This window comes from Nocardiopsis valliformis DSM 45023, assembly GCF_000340985.1.
Classification (GTDB): domain Bacteria; phylum Actinomycetota; class Actinomycetes; order Streptosporangiales; family Streptosporangiaceae; genus Nocardiopsis; species Nocardiopsis exhalans.
In genome coordinates this window covers 20,982-37,522 of sequence record NZ_ANAZ01000028.1, presented here as the reverse complement: position 1 = coordinate 37,522, position 16,541 = coordinate 20,982, and the positions used below count along the sequence as shown (strand labels likewise).

The window sequence follows — 16,541 nt, the reverse complement described above, 5'->3', positions numbered from 1 at the left end:
GCACGGCGGTGCCCAGGCTTCAGAGCGGCCTACTCCGCGCGGTCCATGGTGCCTGAGAGGTTACTGGGGAGTATTGCCCCGTCGGCGCCCCGTTGCCGAGGTCTCTCCCGCGCGGTATCAGCAGCCTGCTGACGCTCTGTATATGTGTACAAGCAGGGCTGATGTCGGTTTTCATCCCCGTTGCGACTACGACCGTACTCGATCGGCCCCCGAACCACCGAGCCAGGGCACACCTTTTCGGCGGATCACACGAGTAGCCCGTCCCAGGCACCCGTGCGGGCCCCTGACCGCATGCGGCCACCGGAGAACCCCCGCCCCGCTACCCCGCGTTAGGGACCGACGAGCTGACCAGAAGGCCGGCTCGCTCCAGGAATCCCCGGAAAAGGATTCCCGTGTTCGTCTGCCGCCCCCGACACACGAGAACCAGCGCGCGGATCACAGAGAATCCCTCGAGAACGGCCCCCGTGAAGATGAGACGTGCCCTCGCCCACACCACTGGAACAGTGGTCACCGCCACGGTGATCCTTTCGTTGATGAGTACCCCGACAGCAGCGGCAACTCGTTTGGAGGCGACTGGCGTCGGCCGGGCACTCGAAGCCTCCGCACCCGAAACCTTGGCGATATCCACGAGAATCCCCATGCCACGAACACCGCTGTGAAGGCCGTCACCGAAAACGGTCAGAGCGTCATCCCCATCGAGATCGAAGAACCGATTTCCGTTGACGGCTACGGCGACCACCATGTTTCCATTCGTCTGCCCTTCCCCGAGAGCACCGAGCCCGCGGAGATACTCGACGACGGGACCGCCGTCTTCGATCACGGCAACGGCGCCCAGACGGTCCCGCTGCTGAAGACGGACGGTTCGGTCCAGATCACCACCATCATCGAGGACTCCTCCGCACCCACCGGCTACGAGTACGATCTTTCGGCCGTGGGCCTGGACCGGATCGAAGAGCAGGACGACGGAATCCTGGTCCTGCTCGACCCCGACGGAGCGTATCTCGCAAGCATCGCCCCGGCATGGGCGAAGGACGCCCACGGAAGTCCCGTGTCCACCCGGTACGAGATCGACGGCACGAAGATCGTCCAGGTGGTGGACCACCCCGGCGAGGTGTTCGCCTACCCGGTCGTCGCCGACCCGTGGTTGGGCATCGACCTCTTCTCCTGGACGTCGTACACCACCGAGAGAAGCCAGTTGAGAGTAAACGCCAGGAAGTCCGCCTACGGCCAGGGAATCCCTATGCCCGGAACAGGGCAGGCGATCTTCCTCTCCGCCGGTTGGAACGAACTCAAGGCCAAACGCCCTCGGGTGACCGAAAAGAAAACCCTGCGCCAGCAGTACGACTGCCACGTGGCCGGTGGGTTCTTCAACATCGCGGGCGACTGGAACTTGGAGAAACGGCGCCCGACCCGAACCCGGTCATGGACCTACGGCGTGGCAAGGCACCGCTGCAACTGGACCACCGCGAGCGGCAACAAATAGGAGGATCAAGTGATGCGTCAACCATGGCGGAACCTGTCCGTCGCCGGCTCTTTAAGTATTGTCGCGATCCTGAGCGCGTGCTCGGCCGGGCCCTCCCTCGACCTGGAGGACTACTTCTCCGCCGACACCGAACCCTGGTACCTGATCACCGACGCTCAGGAGGCGACCGGTGAACTGTGCGACGAGGAGACGGCGTGTGTCCAGGCGTACACGACCGAGCACACGGACTTCCTCAGGTTCGACTCACCGGAACAGGCCGAGGAGGCCGCTGGGAACACGGCTGGCGATACCCGGGTTTCGGACTCCGTCCTCATCCGCTTCTCCTCCTCGTCACTGATCGAGGAGGAGAAGGACGCCGTTCAGGAATGGCTGGAGCACGAATCCGAACCCGACGCCGACCTCGGCCCCCTCTTCGCCGATCCGACCATGGGGTGGTACCTGGAGAGCAACCCCCGCGAAACCACCGCGCTGCTGTGCGCCGACGGGTTCGACTGTGACCAGGCCTACTCCACGGACCAGGCCGATTATCTGATGTTCGAGACTCCGGAGGAGGCCGCGTCGGCCGCCTCGGAGGTCGGCGCGGACGCCGAGCACGTGAACCACTTCGTCATCCACTTCACCGACGAGCGGCTCACCGAGAGCCAACGCGCCGCTCTGAGCCAGGCCCTGCGCTGCGCGCACGGTTCCGACGACTCCTGCTGAGGCCCCGGACACAGCCCGTGCTCCGATCCTGCGGGGCGCGGGTCAGCCGGTGCGCCGCTCTCTACGGCGCTGGGCCAGCTCGTCCACGGGCTGGGGAGCCGCCGCCGGAAGGTCGGTCCGCTCCTCGGCGGGCACCACCCCCAGGGCCTCCTCCAACTCACGGGAGACGTTGGCCAGGGCCAGGCCGAACATACCCTGCCCGCGCTGCATGAGGTCGACGACCTCGTCGGGAGAGGTGCACTCGTAGACGCTGACGCCGTCACTCATCAGGGTGATGCGGGAGAGCTCGGCGGCAGGGCGCCCGCGCAGGTGGTCGACCGCGGTCCGGATCTGCTGGAGCGAGATCCCGGTGTCCAGGAGCCTCTTGGCCACCTTGAGCATCAGGATGTCCGGGAGGCTGTACAGAGGGGCGTTATGGGCTCCAGTGCGCACGCTCGGCTCCACCAGGCCGGTCCTGGCCCAGTAGTCGAGCTGTCGATAGGTGATCCCCGCGGCCGTACACGCCGCTGGGCCCCGATACCCGACGTCCGTAGGCAGCGCCATCACGTCCTCTTCGCACAGTAGGCCCTGCTGCCCCGCTAGCCGCAGCGCGGACCGCCTGTCATGGGGATCCCGTTTGCCGCTCGCTACCGCCACGCCGACCTCCGGCTTCTCGGCCCACGACGGCATCGACAGGGGAAGGTCCACTCAGGGAATGGGCGCGCCGTGGGGTTCACAGCACTGACCGTAGGACGGCCGCAAGGCAGCGTCAACGAAGCCGCTCGGCGCGTCGCCAAGTGCGTGCGGCGACGCCGCCGCGGCACCGGAGCCGGCGGCGAGCGAACGCGCCCGGCGGTTTTCGGCTGCGCACTCCACGACCATTCCCTTCGCCTAATCTACCACTCACACAACTGACAAAGTCGCAGGTCACGGCCGTGTTCTTCGGGGCACACCCCGAATCCTCCCGAACCACTCATTCCGGTCAAAAATTCCTCATCCCTACAGATCCCTACAGGACCCAAGCTCCCCAGGAAACACAAGGCGGGGCCCGCAGTGCGCGGGCCCCGTCGTGTCACGTGCTGCGTCGGCCGAAGTCCTCGGGCGAGATGTTGTCCAGGAACTCCCGGAACGCCTCGACCTGGTCCTCCTGCTCGTCCGGGATCGGCATCCCGGCTTCCTCGATCACGTCCTCGTGGGCGTAGATCGGGGTCCCCGTCCGTAACGCCAGGGCTATCGAGTCCGAGGGGCGCGCGCTGACCTCCACCCCGTTGCTGAAGACCAGCTCGGCGTAGAAGATGCCGTCGCTCAGGCCGGTGATGTTCACCGTCTCGAGCCCCGTGTCCAGTGCGTCCAGGACGTCACGGAACAGGTCGTGCGTGAGCGGGCGCGCGGGCGCCACGCCCTGCTGGGCGAGCGCGATGGCGGTGGCCTCTACCCCGCCGATCCAGATCGGCAGGTAGCGGTCACCCTCGGATTCCTTGAGCAGGACAATCGGTTGGTTCGAGGGCATCTCAACCCGGACGCCGACGACTTCCATGTGCTTCACAGCGGCTCCGTCCCACGAGTCGTCATGCCGGATGGGCGCTCGTCCCTGCTCCCCCGTCGGACCAGGACCCGAGGGCGAAATCGGCACCCTTCGTTACAAAGCTCTCCGGAGGCGGGGGGCCGCAAACCTCTTCGGCCCTCCCGCCCCCGTCGACCGTGGTCAGCGCACCGTCATCGGCGCGGTTTGGTCAGTAGGACCATCCGGAACTTGCCGATCTGGATCTCGTCCCCCCCGCCCAGTTCGGCCTCGTCCACCGGTTCCCGGTTGACGTAGGTTCCGTTGAGGCTGCCGACGTCGCGGACGCCGAAACCGTTGCCGCGGCGGAAGAACTCCACGTGGCGGCGGGACACGGTGACGTCGTCGAGGAAGATGTCGCTGTTGGGGTGGCGACCCGCGGTGGTCACGTCGCTGTCCAACAGGAAACGGCTCCCTGCGTTGGGGCCTCGTCGAACCACCAGCAAAGCGGTTCCAGGGGGAAGGGCGTCGGCGCTGGCGGGGTCGTCGCCGCCGAGCTCGTCACCCGATTCCTCCTCCTCGAGGGCCTGTATACCGGAGATGGAGATGGTGGAAGTGACATCTCCCCCGGCGTCGCCACCAGCACTGGGCTGGGGACTTTGGGGTTCGGCCCTGCGGACGGGGGTCCCACAGTGGGAGCAGAAACGGGCATCATCCGCAACGGCGTGACCGCACTGCGTGCAGTAAACGCTCGACATAGGTCGGCTCGGCCTCCTACCGCACGGGGCGGTGCTTGATTCGGCTGATCGGTGGCGCGTCCCGGGCGATCGGCGGGCACCGGGCCCACCCGTCTTCCGGAACACGGCGGGACGGCCCACTGTCGCGGCAGCGGTACGGCCCACACGGTCGGTCGCTAGGTCTCATCCCCCATGTTGTACAACTTGTCACCCCCCGTTGGGTGTCCGCCGTTGCCGGGATTCCCGGGGCGGGTGGTGACACGGTGCTTCAGGGAACACTCGACTTTAAACCATATCCCTGTCCAGACAGGGTTTTGCTCCCCCTCGGCCCGCCGCGAACACCCTGGGGGTGCCCGCGCTGCGGGGTTGGGCCGCTTCGACACCTGGGGCGCCGCCTCGGCCTCGGACAGGCCTCGTGGGAAACCAACACCTGTTCTGGGGCAGATGCCCCGCCCGGGCGTTTGGTTCTCCGGATTCCCGAATGGATTTTCACGCACCCCCAACCCCCGCCCTGACCTGGGCTTTTATTCACTTTACCGCTGATTTTTCCGGAATGGGAGACCATGCCAGAAACATCCCTGCGTGCGTCAGGCGGGTGCGGACGGCCCCACCGCCCGCACCCGCCTGGCACTTTCGTTAGCCCTCAGCCCGTTCCACCACGGCCGCCCACTCGTCGAGCAGGCGCTGCGCGCCGTCCGAATCAGGACCTTCGGCCCAAAGATGGGTGACCGCTTCGGCTGTGTCCGGCAGGACCAGGGCCCAGCTACCGTCCGGCTCGATCACCCGGACCCCGTCCGTGGTGTCCAGTTCGCGCTCGCCCGCGGCCTCCACGACCGCGCGCATGACGCTCCCCTTGACCGCCCACGGGGTGGGCACCGAACGGCGCAGCAGGTGCGCCTGAGGGATCGCACGGTCGATCTGGCCGAGCGAGCGCCGGGTCCGCGCCACCAGCCCCAGCAGCCGCACGAAGGCGGCGATGCCGTCACTGGTGGGGCTGAACTCGGGAAGGACGAACCCACCCCGGCCGTCACCGGCGAAGATGATCTCCTCGCCCTCCGAGCGAACCGCCTTGGTCAGCTCGTCGGTGGCGGTGGCGGTCCAGAGCACCTCGACCCCGTAGGAGCGGGCCACCGTCTCGGCCACCCGGGTCGTGGTGACCGGAAGCGCCACCCGCCCGCCGCGGCGTTCGGCGGCGACCAGGTCCAGTACCACCAGGAGCGCTCGGTCGCCGTCCACCAGCTCGCCGTTCTCGTCCACGATGGCCAACCGTTCGGCCACCGGGTCGAAGCGCACCCCGAAGTCGGCACCGGAGTTGGCCACCAGCTCGCCCAGCCGCTCCAGGTCCCGCATCTTCTTGGCCACGGTGTCGGTGGGCGAGGCCTCGTCCAGCCGGTTGTTGACCGTGAGCACGTCCACGCCGATCCGCCCCAGGAGCGAGGGCAGGATCAGCGAGCCCGTACCGCCCGCGCAGTCCACCACGACCTTCAGCTCGGCCTCGGCCACCCCGGAGGTGTCCACGGCCCTCAGGAGCTCGTAGGAGTAGTTCTCGACGTTGCGGGAGGGGAAGGTCAGCTCACCGATCTCGCCGGGGAAGGCGCGCCGGTACTCCGCCCGGGAGAAGACCCGGTCGAGTTTGCGCTGCGCCCCCGGGGAGAGGTCGGCGCCCTGACCGTCCAGGAACAGGATGTCCACGGACTCGGGGTCGCCGGGGCTGGTGCGCACCATGATGCCGCCGCTCATCCCGCTCTGCGAGGTGTGGAAGCGCGCCACCGGCAGCGGCACGACCTCCAGGTCCCGGACGTCCATGGCCGCGGCCGTGAGCGCGCTGATGATCGCCCGCTTGAGCGTGCGCGCCGCCCGCGAGACGTCACGGGAGGTCGTGACCATCGCGCCCTTCTTGAGCGTGGTGGCGTAGGCGTTGGCCAGCCGGACCGCGAGCTCGGGCGTGATCTCGACGTTGATCAGACCGGACACGCCCCGGGGACCGAACAGCGAACGCTGCCCGCGCGACTCCCAGACGACGTTGGTATTGACCACCGCCCCGGCCTCGATGGTCTTGAACGGGTAGACCTTCACGTCGTTGTTGACGTACGCCTCGGACTCGATGACGCAGTCCTCGCCGACGACCGCGCCCTCCTCGATCCGGGCGGCCGCCATGACGTCCGTGTTCTTGCCGATCACACAGCCGCGCAGGTTGGCGTTGCGGCCGATGAACACGTTGTCGTGCAGCACCGTGCGGTGGGCGAAGGCCTCCGCTCGCACCACGGCGTTGCTACCGACCACCGTGTACTCGCGCAGTTCGGCCCCGGCCTCGATCTTGGCGTAGTCGCCGATGTAGAGGGGGCCCTTGAGGACGGCGCTGGTGTCGACCTCCGCGCCCTCGCCGACCCACACCCCCGGGGACACCTCGAAGCCGTCGATCTCCACGTCGACCTTGCCCGAGAGCACGTCGGCCTGGGCGCTGAGGTAGCTCTCGTGGGTGCCCACGTCCTCCCAGTAGCCGTCGGCGACGTACCCGTAGAGGGGCTCGCCCTCCTCCAGCAGTTCGGGGAAGACGTCGCCGGACCAGTCGACCACCTCGCCCGCGGCCACTCGTTCGAGGACCTCCGGCTCCATGATGTAGATGCCGGTGTTGACGGTGTCGGAGAAGACCTGGCCCCAGGTGGGTTTCTCCAGGAAGCGCTGGATACGCCCCTGATCGTCCACGATGATGATGCCGAACTCCAGCGGGTTGGGGACCCGCTTGAGGGCGATGGTGACCTTGGCGCCGCGCTCCTTGTGGAAGCGGACCATGTCGGTGAGGTCGATGTCAGTGAGCGCGTCGCCGGAGATGACGATGAACGGCTCCCCGCGCAGGTGCTCCTCGGCGTTCTTGACGCTGCCCGCTGTACCGAGCGGGACCTCCTCGGCGACGTAGTGGAGCTTCATGCCGAGCTCCTCGCCGTCACCGAAGTAGTTGCGGATGAGCGTGGCCAGGAACTGCACGGTGACCACGGTCTCGGTGAATCCGTGCTTGCGCAGCAGGAGCAGCACGTGCTCCATGATGGGCTTGTTGACCACCGGCAGGAGCGGTTTGGGCTGGTTGGCGGTCATGGGGCGCAGGCGCGTGCCCTCGCCACCCGCCATCACCACGGCCTTCATCGGGGGGGGTGGAGTGGCGTCGGGTGCGGCGCCGGACGCGGAATCGGTCGTACTCATCGCAGGGACCCCCGAACGGCGGTGCGGTCAACGCGGCCAGGGGGCGCGACGGGGGGTAGGTACTCGGAACGCGCGGCCTCGCGCGCGATGGGACATGTTCTCATGGCGGAGATGACACTCCCTTTCGATCCGACAGGACTCTGGTGAGCCGGTCCGCCGGTTCGTTCAGTGGATCAGGGCCCGGTCCTGCCCTGATCCGGTAGGCCCGGTCCGTCCGGGCCTTCGGGTGCCGCGCCGGGATGACCGTCCGCGGTCGCCGGTGCGATCGGATCCGATCGGTCGACGCCGTGGCCGCGTGCGGGGTCGCTGTCCCGGGCACCCGCGTGGATACCCGCGTGATCAGCGCGTTCGTCGCGGCGGGTCTGGCCCATCAGGCGCAGTCCCTGTACGGCGTAGAGCAGTCCGGCCCACCAGTACAGAGCCGTTCCCCACAGGGCGAAGGCCCAACCCATAATCCTGGCCACATCTCCGATGATCGACGCGTAGCCCGCGATGAACAGGAGCGGGAACGCGTACAGAAGGCAGAGCGTGGCGGCCTTGCCCGCGAAGTTGACCGGCAGCGGCCCGTAGCCGAAGTGGCGCAGCAGCGGCAGCGCGCCCAGGATGAGGACGTCGCGCAGGACCAGGAGGGCCATCAGCCACCACGGGACGATGCCGCGCACGACCAGGCCGAGCAGGGCCGCGAAGATGTAGAGGCGGTCGGCGAGCGGGTCGAGGATCTGCCCCAGCTTGGTGGCCTGGTCCCAGGCCCGGGCGATCTTGCCGTCCAGCCAGTCACTGAGACCCGCCAGGGCGAGCACGAGCAGAGCCCACCAGTCCTCCTCCGGGCCCAGGATGAGCCAGAGGAACAGCGGCACGCCCAACAACCGGAGCATGCTCAACAGGTTGGGAACCGTCCAGATGCGGTCACTGACCACCGGGCTGGCCACGCTGCCCCCCGCCTCGTGTCTGCCTTCTTCCGCGGATCGCCCCATGGCGCCAACGATAACCGGCGGGACCGTCGTTTCCCGCCACCTCGCGCCCCACCGGGCCCAGGATGCCCGGCGGAGGACCGCCCGCTAATCGTATCGTGTACGGATTTGTCCCGTGACCCGGTATCCACCTGGACTTTCGGTCCCTTGGGTCACCGGTGGGGCTCGTGGGGCGCCCGGGACGAACGACGGTCTCCGCCCGCTTTGTGCTTCCCGGCTCGTCGGCGGGGCCCTCGGCCGGGCCCCGCCGATGGGGAGGGCGGACCCGTGGTCAGGCAGGCCCGTCGCTACCGGAACCGTCCTCGGCCGCGGCCCGCTCCTGGCCGACCTCATCCGGCGCGCCGCGGCGCGCGGCGAAGGCCTTGCGCAGGGCCACGGACGCCTCCACCATCATCCACACCGCCAGGCCGAAGATGACCAGGTCCAGCGGGGCGAGCACGAAGCGCTGCATCGGATCGTCGCTCAACGCGAAGTCCCTCAGCTGCACCAGGAGCGCCCACGAGGTCATGACCGCCAGGAACACCAGGGGCACCAGGACCGCGACGGGGTTGCGCCCCTGCTTGGTCACCCACACGGCGATGACCGACAGCGCCAGTCCCGCGGTCAGCTGGTTGGTCGTACCGAACAGCTGCCAGAGGGTCCCGGCGGCGAAGTTCCCCGGGATGAGCGCCAGCCCGAAGGGGATCACCACCGCGACGAGCGTGGCCGCGGTGATGTTGCGGCTGAGGAAGCGCGAGGAGCGTTCGAGCGCGCCGCCCTCGGCCGCCTTCTCCTTCACGATGGAGCTGATCTCCTGGATGGTGTAGCGCTGGAGTCGGACCGCGGTGTCCAGGCTCGTGGCCGCGAAGCTCACCACGACCACGGTGGCGAACACCAGACCGACGCCCTCGGGGATCCCGATGTTGGACGCGAAACCGGCCACCCCTTCGACGAAACGGCCCGCCGGATTGGTACCGGCGGTCGCCCAGTCGGCGTAGTGGTCGGTCCAGGCGGTCCCCTCGTTGGCTGAGAAGACCATGATGCCCGCGGTGCAGGCCAGGATCGAGCAAACGGCCAGCGTGCCCTCACCGAGCGAGCTCAGGTAGCCCACGTAACGTGCGTCGGTCTCCTTGTTCAGCTGCTTGGAGGTCGTCCCCGAGGCGACCAGGCTGTGGAAACCGGACACCGCACCGCAGGCGATGGTGATGAACAGCAGCGGGAAGATGGGCGGGCTTCCCTCGGGCAGGTCACCGCGGAAGGCGGGGGCCTCGATCGTGTTCATGCCCACGATGATGCCGACCATGATGACGAGCAGGCCCACCACCATCTGCTGCTGGTTGATGTAGTCGCGGGGCTGTAGGAGCAGCCACACCGGCAGGCGCGAGGTGAAGAAGGTGTAGACGAAGATCAGCACCAGCCACACCAGCGCGGGGTCGGCGCCCAGCAGGTTCGCCAACGGGTCCACGGTGATGGGGAACGCCTGCCCGAGCGGGATGCACGCGTACACGACCAGCAGACTGATCAGCGACGGGACGAGCGCGGCGGTGCGCCTGCGGTAGACGACCTGGCCCACCCCGATCGCCAGCGGAATGGTGACCAGGACCGGGAGCACCGCCTGGGGGTTGGCGATGAGAAGGCCCGTGATGATCACCGCGAACACCGCGTTGACCATGGTCACCAGGAAGAAGATGATCAGCAGGAACAGGATCCGGGCCCGGGTCCCGATCACGTCCTTGGCCAGAGCGCCGATGCTCTTGCCCTTGTGCCGCACCGACACCACGATCGCCCCGAAGTCATGGGCGCCGGAGGCGAAGATCGTGCCCAGCACCACCCACAGGAGCGCTGGCCCCCACCCCCAGAAGACCGCGATGGCGGGGCCGACGATCGGCGCCGCGCCCGCCACGGAGATGAAGTGGTGGGCGAAGACGATGTGCTTGTTGGTGGGGACGTAGTCGATGCCGTCCTTGTAGGCGTGGGCGGGGGTGACGAAGTCGGGGTCCAGGGCGTAGACCCGCTTGGCGAGATAGGCCGAGTAGAACCGGTAGCCGAGGGCGAACAGCGCCAGGGCTCCGAGAAGGACTGCTAGGGCCGACATGGGGGTTCCTTCGAACTCACGGCACCGGGTGCGGCTGGGAAAGGGGATTGGCGCCTGACTAGGGTGTATACAGTGCAGGCGAAATTAGCACGTGACGTTCGCCACGGTGAAGGGCGGGCGGGGAGCTTCTTGCCCGCCGCGCCGCGAGAGGGCGGCGCCGCCGGGCGGACGAGAGCCCGGGGAGCCGCCGCGGAGCGGGGAGCGGCCCGCCGCGGCGCCCCGGCCGGCGCTAGTCCAGGGAGAGGATGCGCTCGGCCTCGCGCCGCCCCGACAGCAGAGCCCCGTGCACCGTGGCGGTGTGCTCGATGTCGGTGGCCTCCCCCGCGAAGAAGACCCGATCGCCGACGGGCGCGCCCAGCGCCGTGCGGTCGTCGTCCCCGGCCCCGACGGCGGTGAAGGAGAACCCGCCCCGCGCGAAGGGGTCGTCCATCCAGTGCGTCAGGTAGTGGTCGATCGGGTCCGGTGCCTTCTTGAACATGCCGCGCAGGGACGCCATGGCGTGCTCGACCACGTCGCCGTCGTCCATCCCGGCCAGGAACCGCGCGGCGTTGCCCCCGTTGCGGCTGACCAGGATGGGCTCGCCCAGAACGTTCTGCCCGGCGAACCAGTGGAACCAGGCGCCCTCCTCGGTGCCCAGGTGCACCAGCACCTCGGCGTCGCCCCAGAAGACGTCGTCGAAGCGCAGGAAGAGCTTCTCCAGCCGGCCGTTGCCCAGGCGCCGCACGGCGTCGCGCTTGTCCGCGGGCAGCTCCGGAGTGAAGTCCACCTGCCCGGCCTGCAGGACCCCCAGCGGCAGGGTGACCAGTACCCGGTCCGCGGTCAGCGTCTCCTCGCCGTCGGGGGTTTCCACCCGCACGCTGGCTCCGCGGTCGTCGTGGGAGACGCTCAGCACGACGTGCTCCATGCGCACGTCCAGCCCTCGGGCGAGGTAGTCGGTGAGCTGGCTCATCCCCTCGGGGAAGACCACGTCGTCACCGCTGAACTCGTGGACGGAGGCCACCGCGGAGAAGGCGACCTCCTCGGCGTCCGCCCCGTGGTCGGCCTCGGCGATGCGGTGCACGATCTCGGCGGCGTCCCTGGCCCGCGAGCGCACGAGGTTGACGTCGTAGAGGGCGTGGTTGATGCCCTCCTCCATGGACTCCTCCGGGCTCGCACCGACCGTGGCCCAGTACATGTGCTCGTGCAGGAGGTTGACGTCCTCCATGTTGCGGGTGTGCCGGTCGAACAGGAGCCTGCGGCCCTTGGGGTCGTAGGCGGTCTCGGTGGAGCGGTTGAACACGGCGGTGCGCGCGCCCACCTCCTCCACCAGCCGCGACAGCGGGTTGTTCTCCTGGCCGCGCATCCAGGAGGCCCCCGCGTCCAGGGTGGTGCCGTCCCAGGTGTGCACCGAGTGGATGCGCCCCCCGGTCCGGCTGCGCGCCTCGAGCACCGTCACACGCTCGCCCTGGTCGGCCAGCCGGTCCGCGGCGGCCAGCCCGGCCATCCCGGCGCCCACGACGATGGTGTGCCCCCGTCCCGGGGCGGCCTCGCGTCCGCGCGGTTCGGGCTCGGCGCGGGTACCCACCCCGGTGACCTCCGCGCTCACGTCCTCGCTCATCGCACTCCCCCTCCGTGCCGGCGCTTCCATGCTGGCGGCCCACAAGTGCGACCTTATGCGTCCCAACTGCCCCGACCAGGGAGGACACACCCGAGGGAACCCGGCAAGGGAGCCGGAAGAAGACCGCCAGGAGGGCTAGGGGAAGACGGGGAGGGAAAGGGGGGAGGGGAGGGAAGGGCCCGGCCCCGGGGAGAGGCCCGACGGGAACCCCTCCCCGGGAGAGCCCGGTCCGGACTCAGTTCAGAGCGAGGTTGGCCGTGGGGGCGCCGTATCCCGTTTCCCCGACGATCATGTAGCTCGGCAGGGCGTCGACCGGGATGTCGAACAGGATCTTCTGGGAGCCGTGGTCGCCGGGCTCCAAGAGGCGGAAGGACTCGAGGGCGTCGTACTTGGCAACGGTCGCGGGAATGTCGTGCTCGTGCTCGACGCCCTGGGCGTCCACCAGCCTCAGGGGCGCGGGACTGTACTCGACCGTCTCGGAACCATGGTTCTCCAGCTCGAGCTCCACCAGAACGTACTGGCCGTCGGGGACGTACTCGTCTCCTGTACCGGCGCTGGTGAACGCGCCGGCGTCCACGGTCATCGAGACGAACGTGAACTCCAGGTCACCGGGCTGGGCGGAGTCACCGCCACCGTTTCCGCCCTGGCCTCCGGTGTCGCTCTCTTCGTCGGTGTCGCCCTCGTCGCCGACGGCACCCTCGCCGTCGCCTTCCGCGGCGGCACCCTCAGCGGCACCGTCCTCCGTTGACTCGACCGCCGCGGCACCCTCACCGCCGGAGGAGGGCCCCGGAAGCAGTTCGCCGCAACCGGTCGCGGTCGCTCCGAGGACCAGCACGATTCCCAGGGATCCGAGCAGGGTCAGCAGCGAATTCTTCCGCACGCCGTTTACATTACTGAGAGTCATATTATCGCTTCCTTGCCATGGGCCGGAGCCCCACCTCCTTGCACTGTTCACCGAGTACAGACGGGCCGATAATGGCGCTGGTTCAGTCTTCGGCCTGACCTGATCCGGCCACCCAGAAAATCACTCAAAGTGATAACCTCGCGCGCGAGGTACTTTCCGGGCGGCCTCCCGTTTCACTGCTGTCGGGGGTGCCCACTAGAAACAGAGGTGTTGGTTGCGCCCGCACACGGAAAGACCACCGATGCCCCTCCACTCCACAGGCCGCCCCGAGGAGCCCACCTTCGCCGCCGACCCGACGGACTTCAGCTTCGCGTTGGACCAGGTGTACTTCCCGCGCCCGGCCGAGCACACGCCGCCCTGGCTGCGCGCACGCCTGGACCGGGCCCGGGAACTCGGGTAGCGGAGGTCAGGGTTCGAGGTGGGCGGCGAGGTTGGCCAGTGACGAGCCGAGCCCGGCGGCGTGGTCCCCGGGTGTGATGCCCGGCGGCACGCCGGTCGCCTCGACGCTCACCCGGGTGCCCCCGTCGACCGGTGCGAGCCGCCAGGTCATCGTCATAGTCCCGGAGAAGTCGGGGTCCTCCGAAGCGAAGTCCACGCGCTGAACGATCCGTTCGTCGGGCAGCAGTTCGGCGAACCCGACCTCGGTGACGTCGGTGGACTCCGTGGTCTTGCCCTGCCCGGTTCCGGGATCGAGATAGGTCAGCACCATCCGGAAGCCGCCGCCGGGCCAGGGTTCGAAGCGCTCGATCCGGCCAGTCATGCCCTCCGGGGGCAGCCAGGCCTCCAGGGCCTCGGGGTCGGTCATCGCGCGGTAGACCGCCGCCGGCGGCGCCGCGACGACACGTTCGGCGCGGTCGACCCGCGCGTTCCCCGCACCCTGTTCGCTTCCGTGCCGTTCCCGCTCCATGGACCCACCCCGTTCAGACGCCCCCTACCAGGGCCGGACGACAGCCAGGGCCCGACGATAACGCGGGCCGAGGACATTCAGGGGGAACCGGGAGGGGCCGCACAGCGGCGGGGCGGCGGTCGGCGCTCTTCACGCCCACCGCCGCCCCCACATGCACGGGCGGTCCCGTCCTGACCGCCCGAACGTAGGAGCGGTCCCGTCCTGACCGCTCAGGGCACCCGGGTGGCAGAGCCCGAGTCCACGTCACCGCCGGGGTTCCCCGGCGTTCGCCCGTCCAGAAACCTAGTGCACGAGGCTTTCAGATTTCTTTTATCCGGGGCCTACCGCCTCTGCCTTTCGCCGGATCTGCCCGGTCCGGGATCAGCAGGTGTTGTCCCGGCTGTTCTCCCAGGTGATGTCACGGACGACCGTGTTCACACCGCACGGGTTCTCGGTGATCTCGCTGTCGACCAGCCTCAGGTTGGCGAAGGTGATGTCGCGGGTGTTGGAGAACTCCGAGCGGGCGGCGATCCGGATACCGCCCGGCCCGGCGACGGTACCGCCTTCCTCGGCGAGGGTGACGTTGTAGCAGTTCTCGATGAGCACCGCGTTGTTGCCGGTCCCGGCGATGTCCACGCGCTCGATCACGGCGCCGCCGCTCTCCGAGACGCAGAAGATCCCCCGGCCGCCGCCGCGCGCACGGACCTCGCCGACCCGGATGTTGGTGGAGTACTCGTCGCCGAGTCGACCGTTGCGGTTGGCCATCCGGAACGCCGCGTACCCGGTACCGGTGCCCGCGCCCTCGGCGTCCACCAGCCCGATGTCGGCGTTGACGGTGTCGTTGAGCAGCAGGCCGGAGTAACCGGTGTCACGGGCCGTGACGGTGCCGATGTCCAGCCCGTCCACGCCGTAGGTCTCCACACCGTGGCTCCCGGTGCCGGAGACGAAGACGTCGTCGACGCGGATGTTCCGCGCCTCGCGGACCGAGTCGTTGTCGCGGCTGTCGATCCGCACGCCCAGACCGCCGGACAGGCGCAGGTCGAGCTGACCCAGATGGACGTTCTCGGAGGTGCGCACGTACACGCCGAAGTACGGGTTGCCGGTCAGGGTCAGGTGCGGCACCGACACGTTCTCCGCGTGGCGGATCCGGACGGGAGCGTGCCCGGCACCGGGCGTACCGGTCACGTTGATGGTGCCGCACACCTCCAGCGAGGTGTGGCTGGGCAGGTCGAGCGAGGCGTTGGCCGGAACCGTGCCCGTGCCCCGCACGACGACCCGCTCCTGCGATACGCGGTCCGGGGTGAGTCCGTCCACGGCCGCGCGCATCGCCTGGAGCATGTCGCCGCCCTCGTAGAGGACGCCGCCCCCGGCACGCGAGGTCCACGTGGAACCGTCGAGGACCGCTTCGGCGTGGGCGTCGCCCTCACCGCAGTCGGCCGTTTCCGGCGCCTCGTCGACGCGGACCACGGACCAGACCTGGCCCTGGCCTCCGTGGTGGTCGAACTGGGACAGGCGCCCGCCGGGCTCCTCGCTCCACTCCCACACCTCCAGGGCCTTACCGCTGTTGCGGTTGAGGAGGGACACGCCCCCCTCGCCTTCGACGGGCTCCCACTGCTGGTGGTGACCGTCGTTGGGCTCGTGCTGGCGAATCTCGGCGCCGTCCTCCGTGGAGCGTTCCCACACGTCCACCGCCATACCGCTGTGGACGTTGACGAGGCTGAAGAAGCCGTCGCCGGCCGGGACGAAGCGGAACCGCTGCCAGGGGCGGTCCGTGCGCTCCCACTGGATGAGTTCCGCACCTCTCTCGCGCGAGCCGCCGGTGACGTCGGCGGCCAGGCCGCTGTGCTGATTGACCAGGACGTACTCGGCGTCCGGGGAGATGTCGGCGGCCGCGACCAGGGGTTCGCTACCGCTCTGCAGTTCCGGCTCGGCGTCGTCACCGAACGGGTTGAGGACCAGGGCTGCCGCTGCTGCCAGGGTGGTCGCGGCGGCGGCCGCCGCGATCCACGGCGAGCGGCGTCGCCTGTTCGCCCTCCTGGTGGGGGTCTTCTCTGTCATCGCTACTCCATGTCAGCGGGCTCCGGAGGGGGATCCGGAGGGGGATCCGGAGGAGGCGAGCGCACGGGGGCGCGCTCGCGGAAACATGTGGAGTGGGAGAAGCTAGCACGGAAAGCGCATTCCCGATATTCGTGCTGGAGAGCGACCGAAACCGGCCCCGGGCGGCCCCCGGCGGGACGGGCAGCGTGCCAGGGGCCGCGGCGGGCAGGGCCCCGCGAGGACGGGTCCGGTTGCCCTGCGGGCTCATACCGCTCCTCGTGTGCGGGCCCATGGGGGCTGGGGATCACGAATGCCGCGCGGAACGGATCCCGCACAGTGAGTTCCGGAAGCTGGTACGGAAAACGTTCTCCCGGCACCGGCCCAGCCATCGGCGCTCCGGCCCGGGCGCGGTGGGCCCCGCACTGGACCGGATCCCCCCCGGCCTGAACCGGGGGCTGGCCGCCATCGAGCA

Annotated in this window: 13 protein-coding genes and 1 riboswitch; of the genes, 3 read left to right on the top strand and 10 right to left on the bottom strand. The window is 69.0% G+C overall.

The annotated features are described in order from the left end of the window. Positions 1 to 29: 29 nt before the first annotated feature. Positions 30 to 120: riboswitch (glycine riboswitch) on the bottom strand. A gap of 535 nt (positions 121 to 655) precedes the next feature. Both D457_RS34225 and D457_RS0123555 read left to right on the top strand, forming a co-directional pair. Beyond that, on the top strand, positions 656 to 1,483 hold the full coding sequence (locus D457_RS34225) for a DUF2599 domain-containing protein (protein WP_017583142.1): 828 nt from the start codon (positions 656 to 658) through the stop codon (positions 1,481 to 1,483). A 12-nt stretch (positions 1,484 to 1,495) separates the two neighbouring features. Further along, positions 1,496 to 2,185, top strand: a complete 690-nt coding sequence (locus tag D457_RS0123555) for a hypothetical protein (protein ID WP_017583141.1) — start codon at positions 1,496 to 1,498, stop codon at positions 2,183 to 2,185. A gap of 42 nt (positions 2,186 to 2,227) precedes the next feature. Here D457_RS0123555 and D457_RS0123550 read toward each other — a convergent pair whose 3' ends face one another. The 8 genes from D457_RS0123550 to D457_RS0123515 form a co-directional block, all read right to left on the bottom strand. Further along, positions 2,228 to 2,728: a MerR family transcriptional regulator gene (locus D457_RS0123550; RefSeq protein ID WP_083926846.1), complete on the bottom strand. Its 501-nt coding sequence runs from the start codon at positions 2,726 to 2,728 to the stop codon at positions 2,228 to 2,230. A gap of 508 nt (positions 2,729 to 3,236) precedes the next feature. Next, complete coding sequence (locus D457_RS0123545; protein ID WP_017583139.1) at positions 3,237 to 3,710, bottom strand: bifunctional nuclease family protein; 474 nt, start codon at positions 3,708 to 3,710, stop codon at positions 3,237 to 3,239. Positions 3,711 to 3,880: 170 nt separating this feature from the next. Next, complete coding sequence (locus D457_RS0123540; protein ID WP_026116950.1) at positions 3,881 to 4,423, bottom strand: FHA domain-containing protein; 543 nt, start codon at positions 4,421 to 4,423, stop codon at positions 3,881 to 3,883. A 615-nt stretch (positions 4,424 to 5,038) separates the two neighbouring features. Then, positions 5,039 to 7,543 (bottom strand): mannose-1-phosphate guanyltransferase, encoded by a 2,505-nt coding sequence (locus D457_RS0123535; RefSeq protein ID WP_017583137.1) that lies wholly within the window; start codon positions 7,541 to 7,543, stop codon positions 5,039 to 5,041. 230 nt (positions 7,544 to 7,773) lie between these two features. Beyond that, positions 7,774 to 8,529: a CDP-alcohol phosphatidyltransferase family protein gene (locus D457_RS0123530; protein WP_017583136.1), complete on the bottom strand. Its 756-nt coding sequence runs from the start codon at positions 8,527 to 8,529 to the stop codon at positions 7,774 to 7,776. Positions 8,530 to 8,842: 313 nt separating this feature from the next. Continuing rightward, positions 8,843 to 10,645, bottom strand: coding sequence for a carbon starvation CstA family protein (locus D457_RS33215; protein WP_017583135.1), 1,803 nt, complete (start codon positions 10,643 to 10,645; stop codon positions 8,843 to 8,845). A 229-nt stretch (positions 10,646 to 10,874) separates the two neighbouring features. After that, positions 10,875 to 12,242, bottom strand: a complete 1,368-nt coding sequence (locus D457_RS0123520; RefSeq protein ID WP_017583134.1) for a flavin monoamine oxidase family protein — start codon at positions 12,240 to 12,242, stop codon at positions 10,875 to 10,877. 235 nt (positions 12,243 to 12,477) lie between these two features. Continuing rightward, complete coding sequence (locus D457_RS0123515; RefSeq protein WP_017583133.1) at positions 12,478 to 13,122, bottom strand: DUF4352 domain-containing protein; 645 nt, start codon at positions 13,120 to 13,122, stop codon at positions 12,478 to 12,480. Positions 13,123 to 13,387: 265 nt separating this feature from the next. Here D457_RS0123515 and D457_RS36265 point away from each other — a divergent pair, with 265 nt between their 5' ends. Further along, positions 13,388 to 13,546, top strand: coding sequence for a hypothetical protein (locus D457_RS36265; RefSeq protein WP_017583132.1), 159 nt, complete (start codon positions 13,388 to 13,390; stop codon positions 13,544 to 13,546). Between the two features lie 6 nt (positions 13,547 to 13,552). On the opposite strand, the gene D457_RS0123505 is transcribed toward D457_RS36265, so the two are convergent. Beyond that, complete coding sequence (locus D457_RS0123505) at positions 13,553 to 14,053, bottom strand: SRPBCC family protein (RefSeq protein WP_017583131.1); 501 nt, start codon at positions 14,051 to 14,053, stop codon at positions 13,553 to 13,555. Positions 14,054 to 14,413: 360 nt separating this feature from the next. Further along, the gene (locus tag D457_RS34220; protein WP_017583130.1) at positions 14,414 to 16,090 is read right to left on the bottom strand and encodes an RICIN domain-containing protein; all 1,677 of its coding nucleotides are present in this window, start codon (positions 16,088 to 16,090) and stop codon (positions 14,414 to 14,416) included. Positions 16,091 to 16,541: the final 451 nt, after the last annotated feature.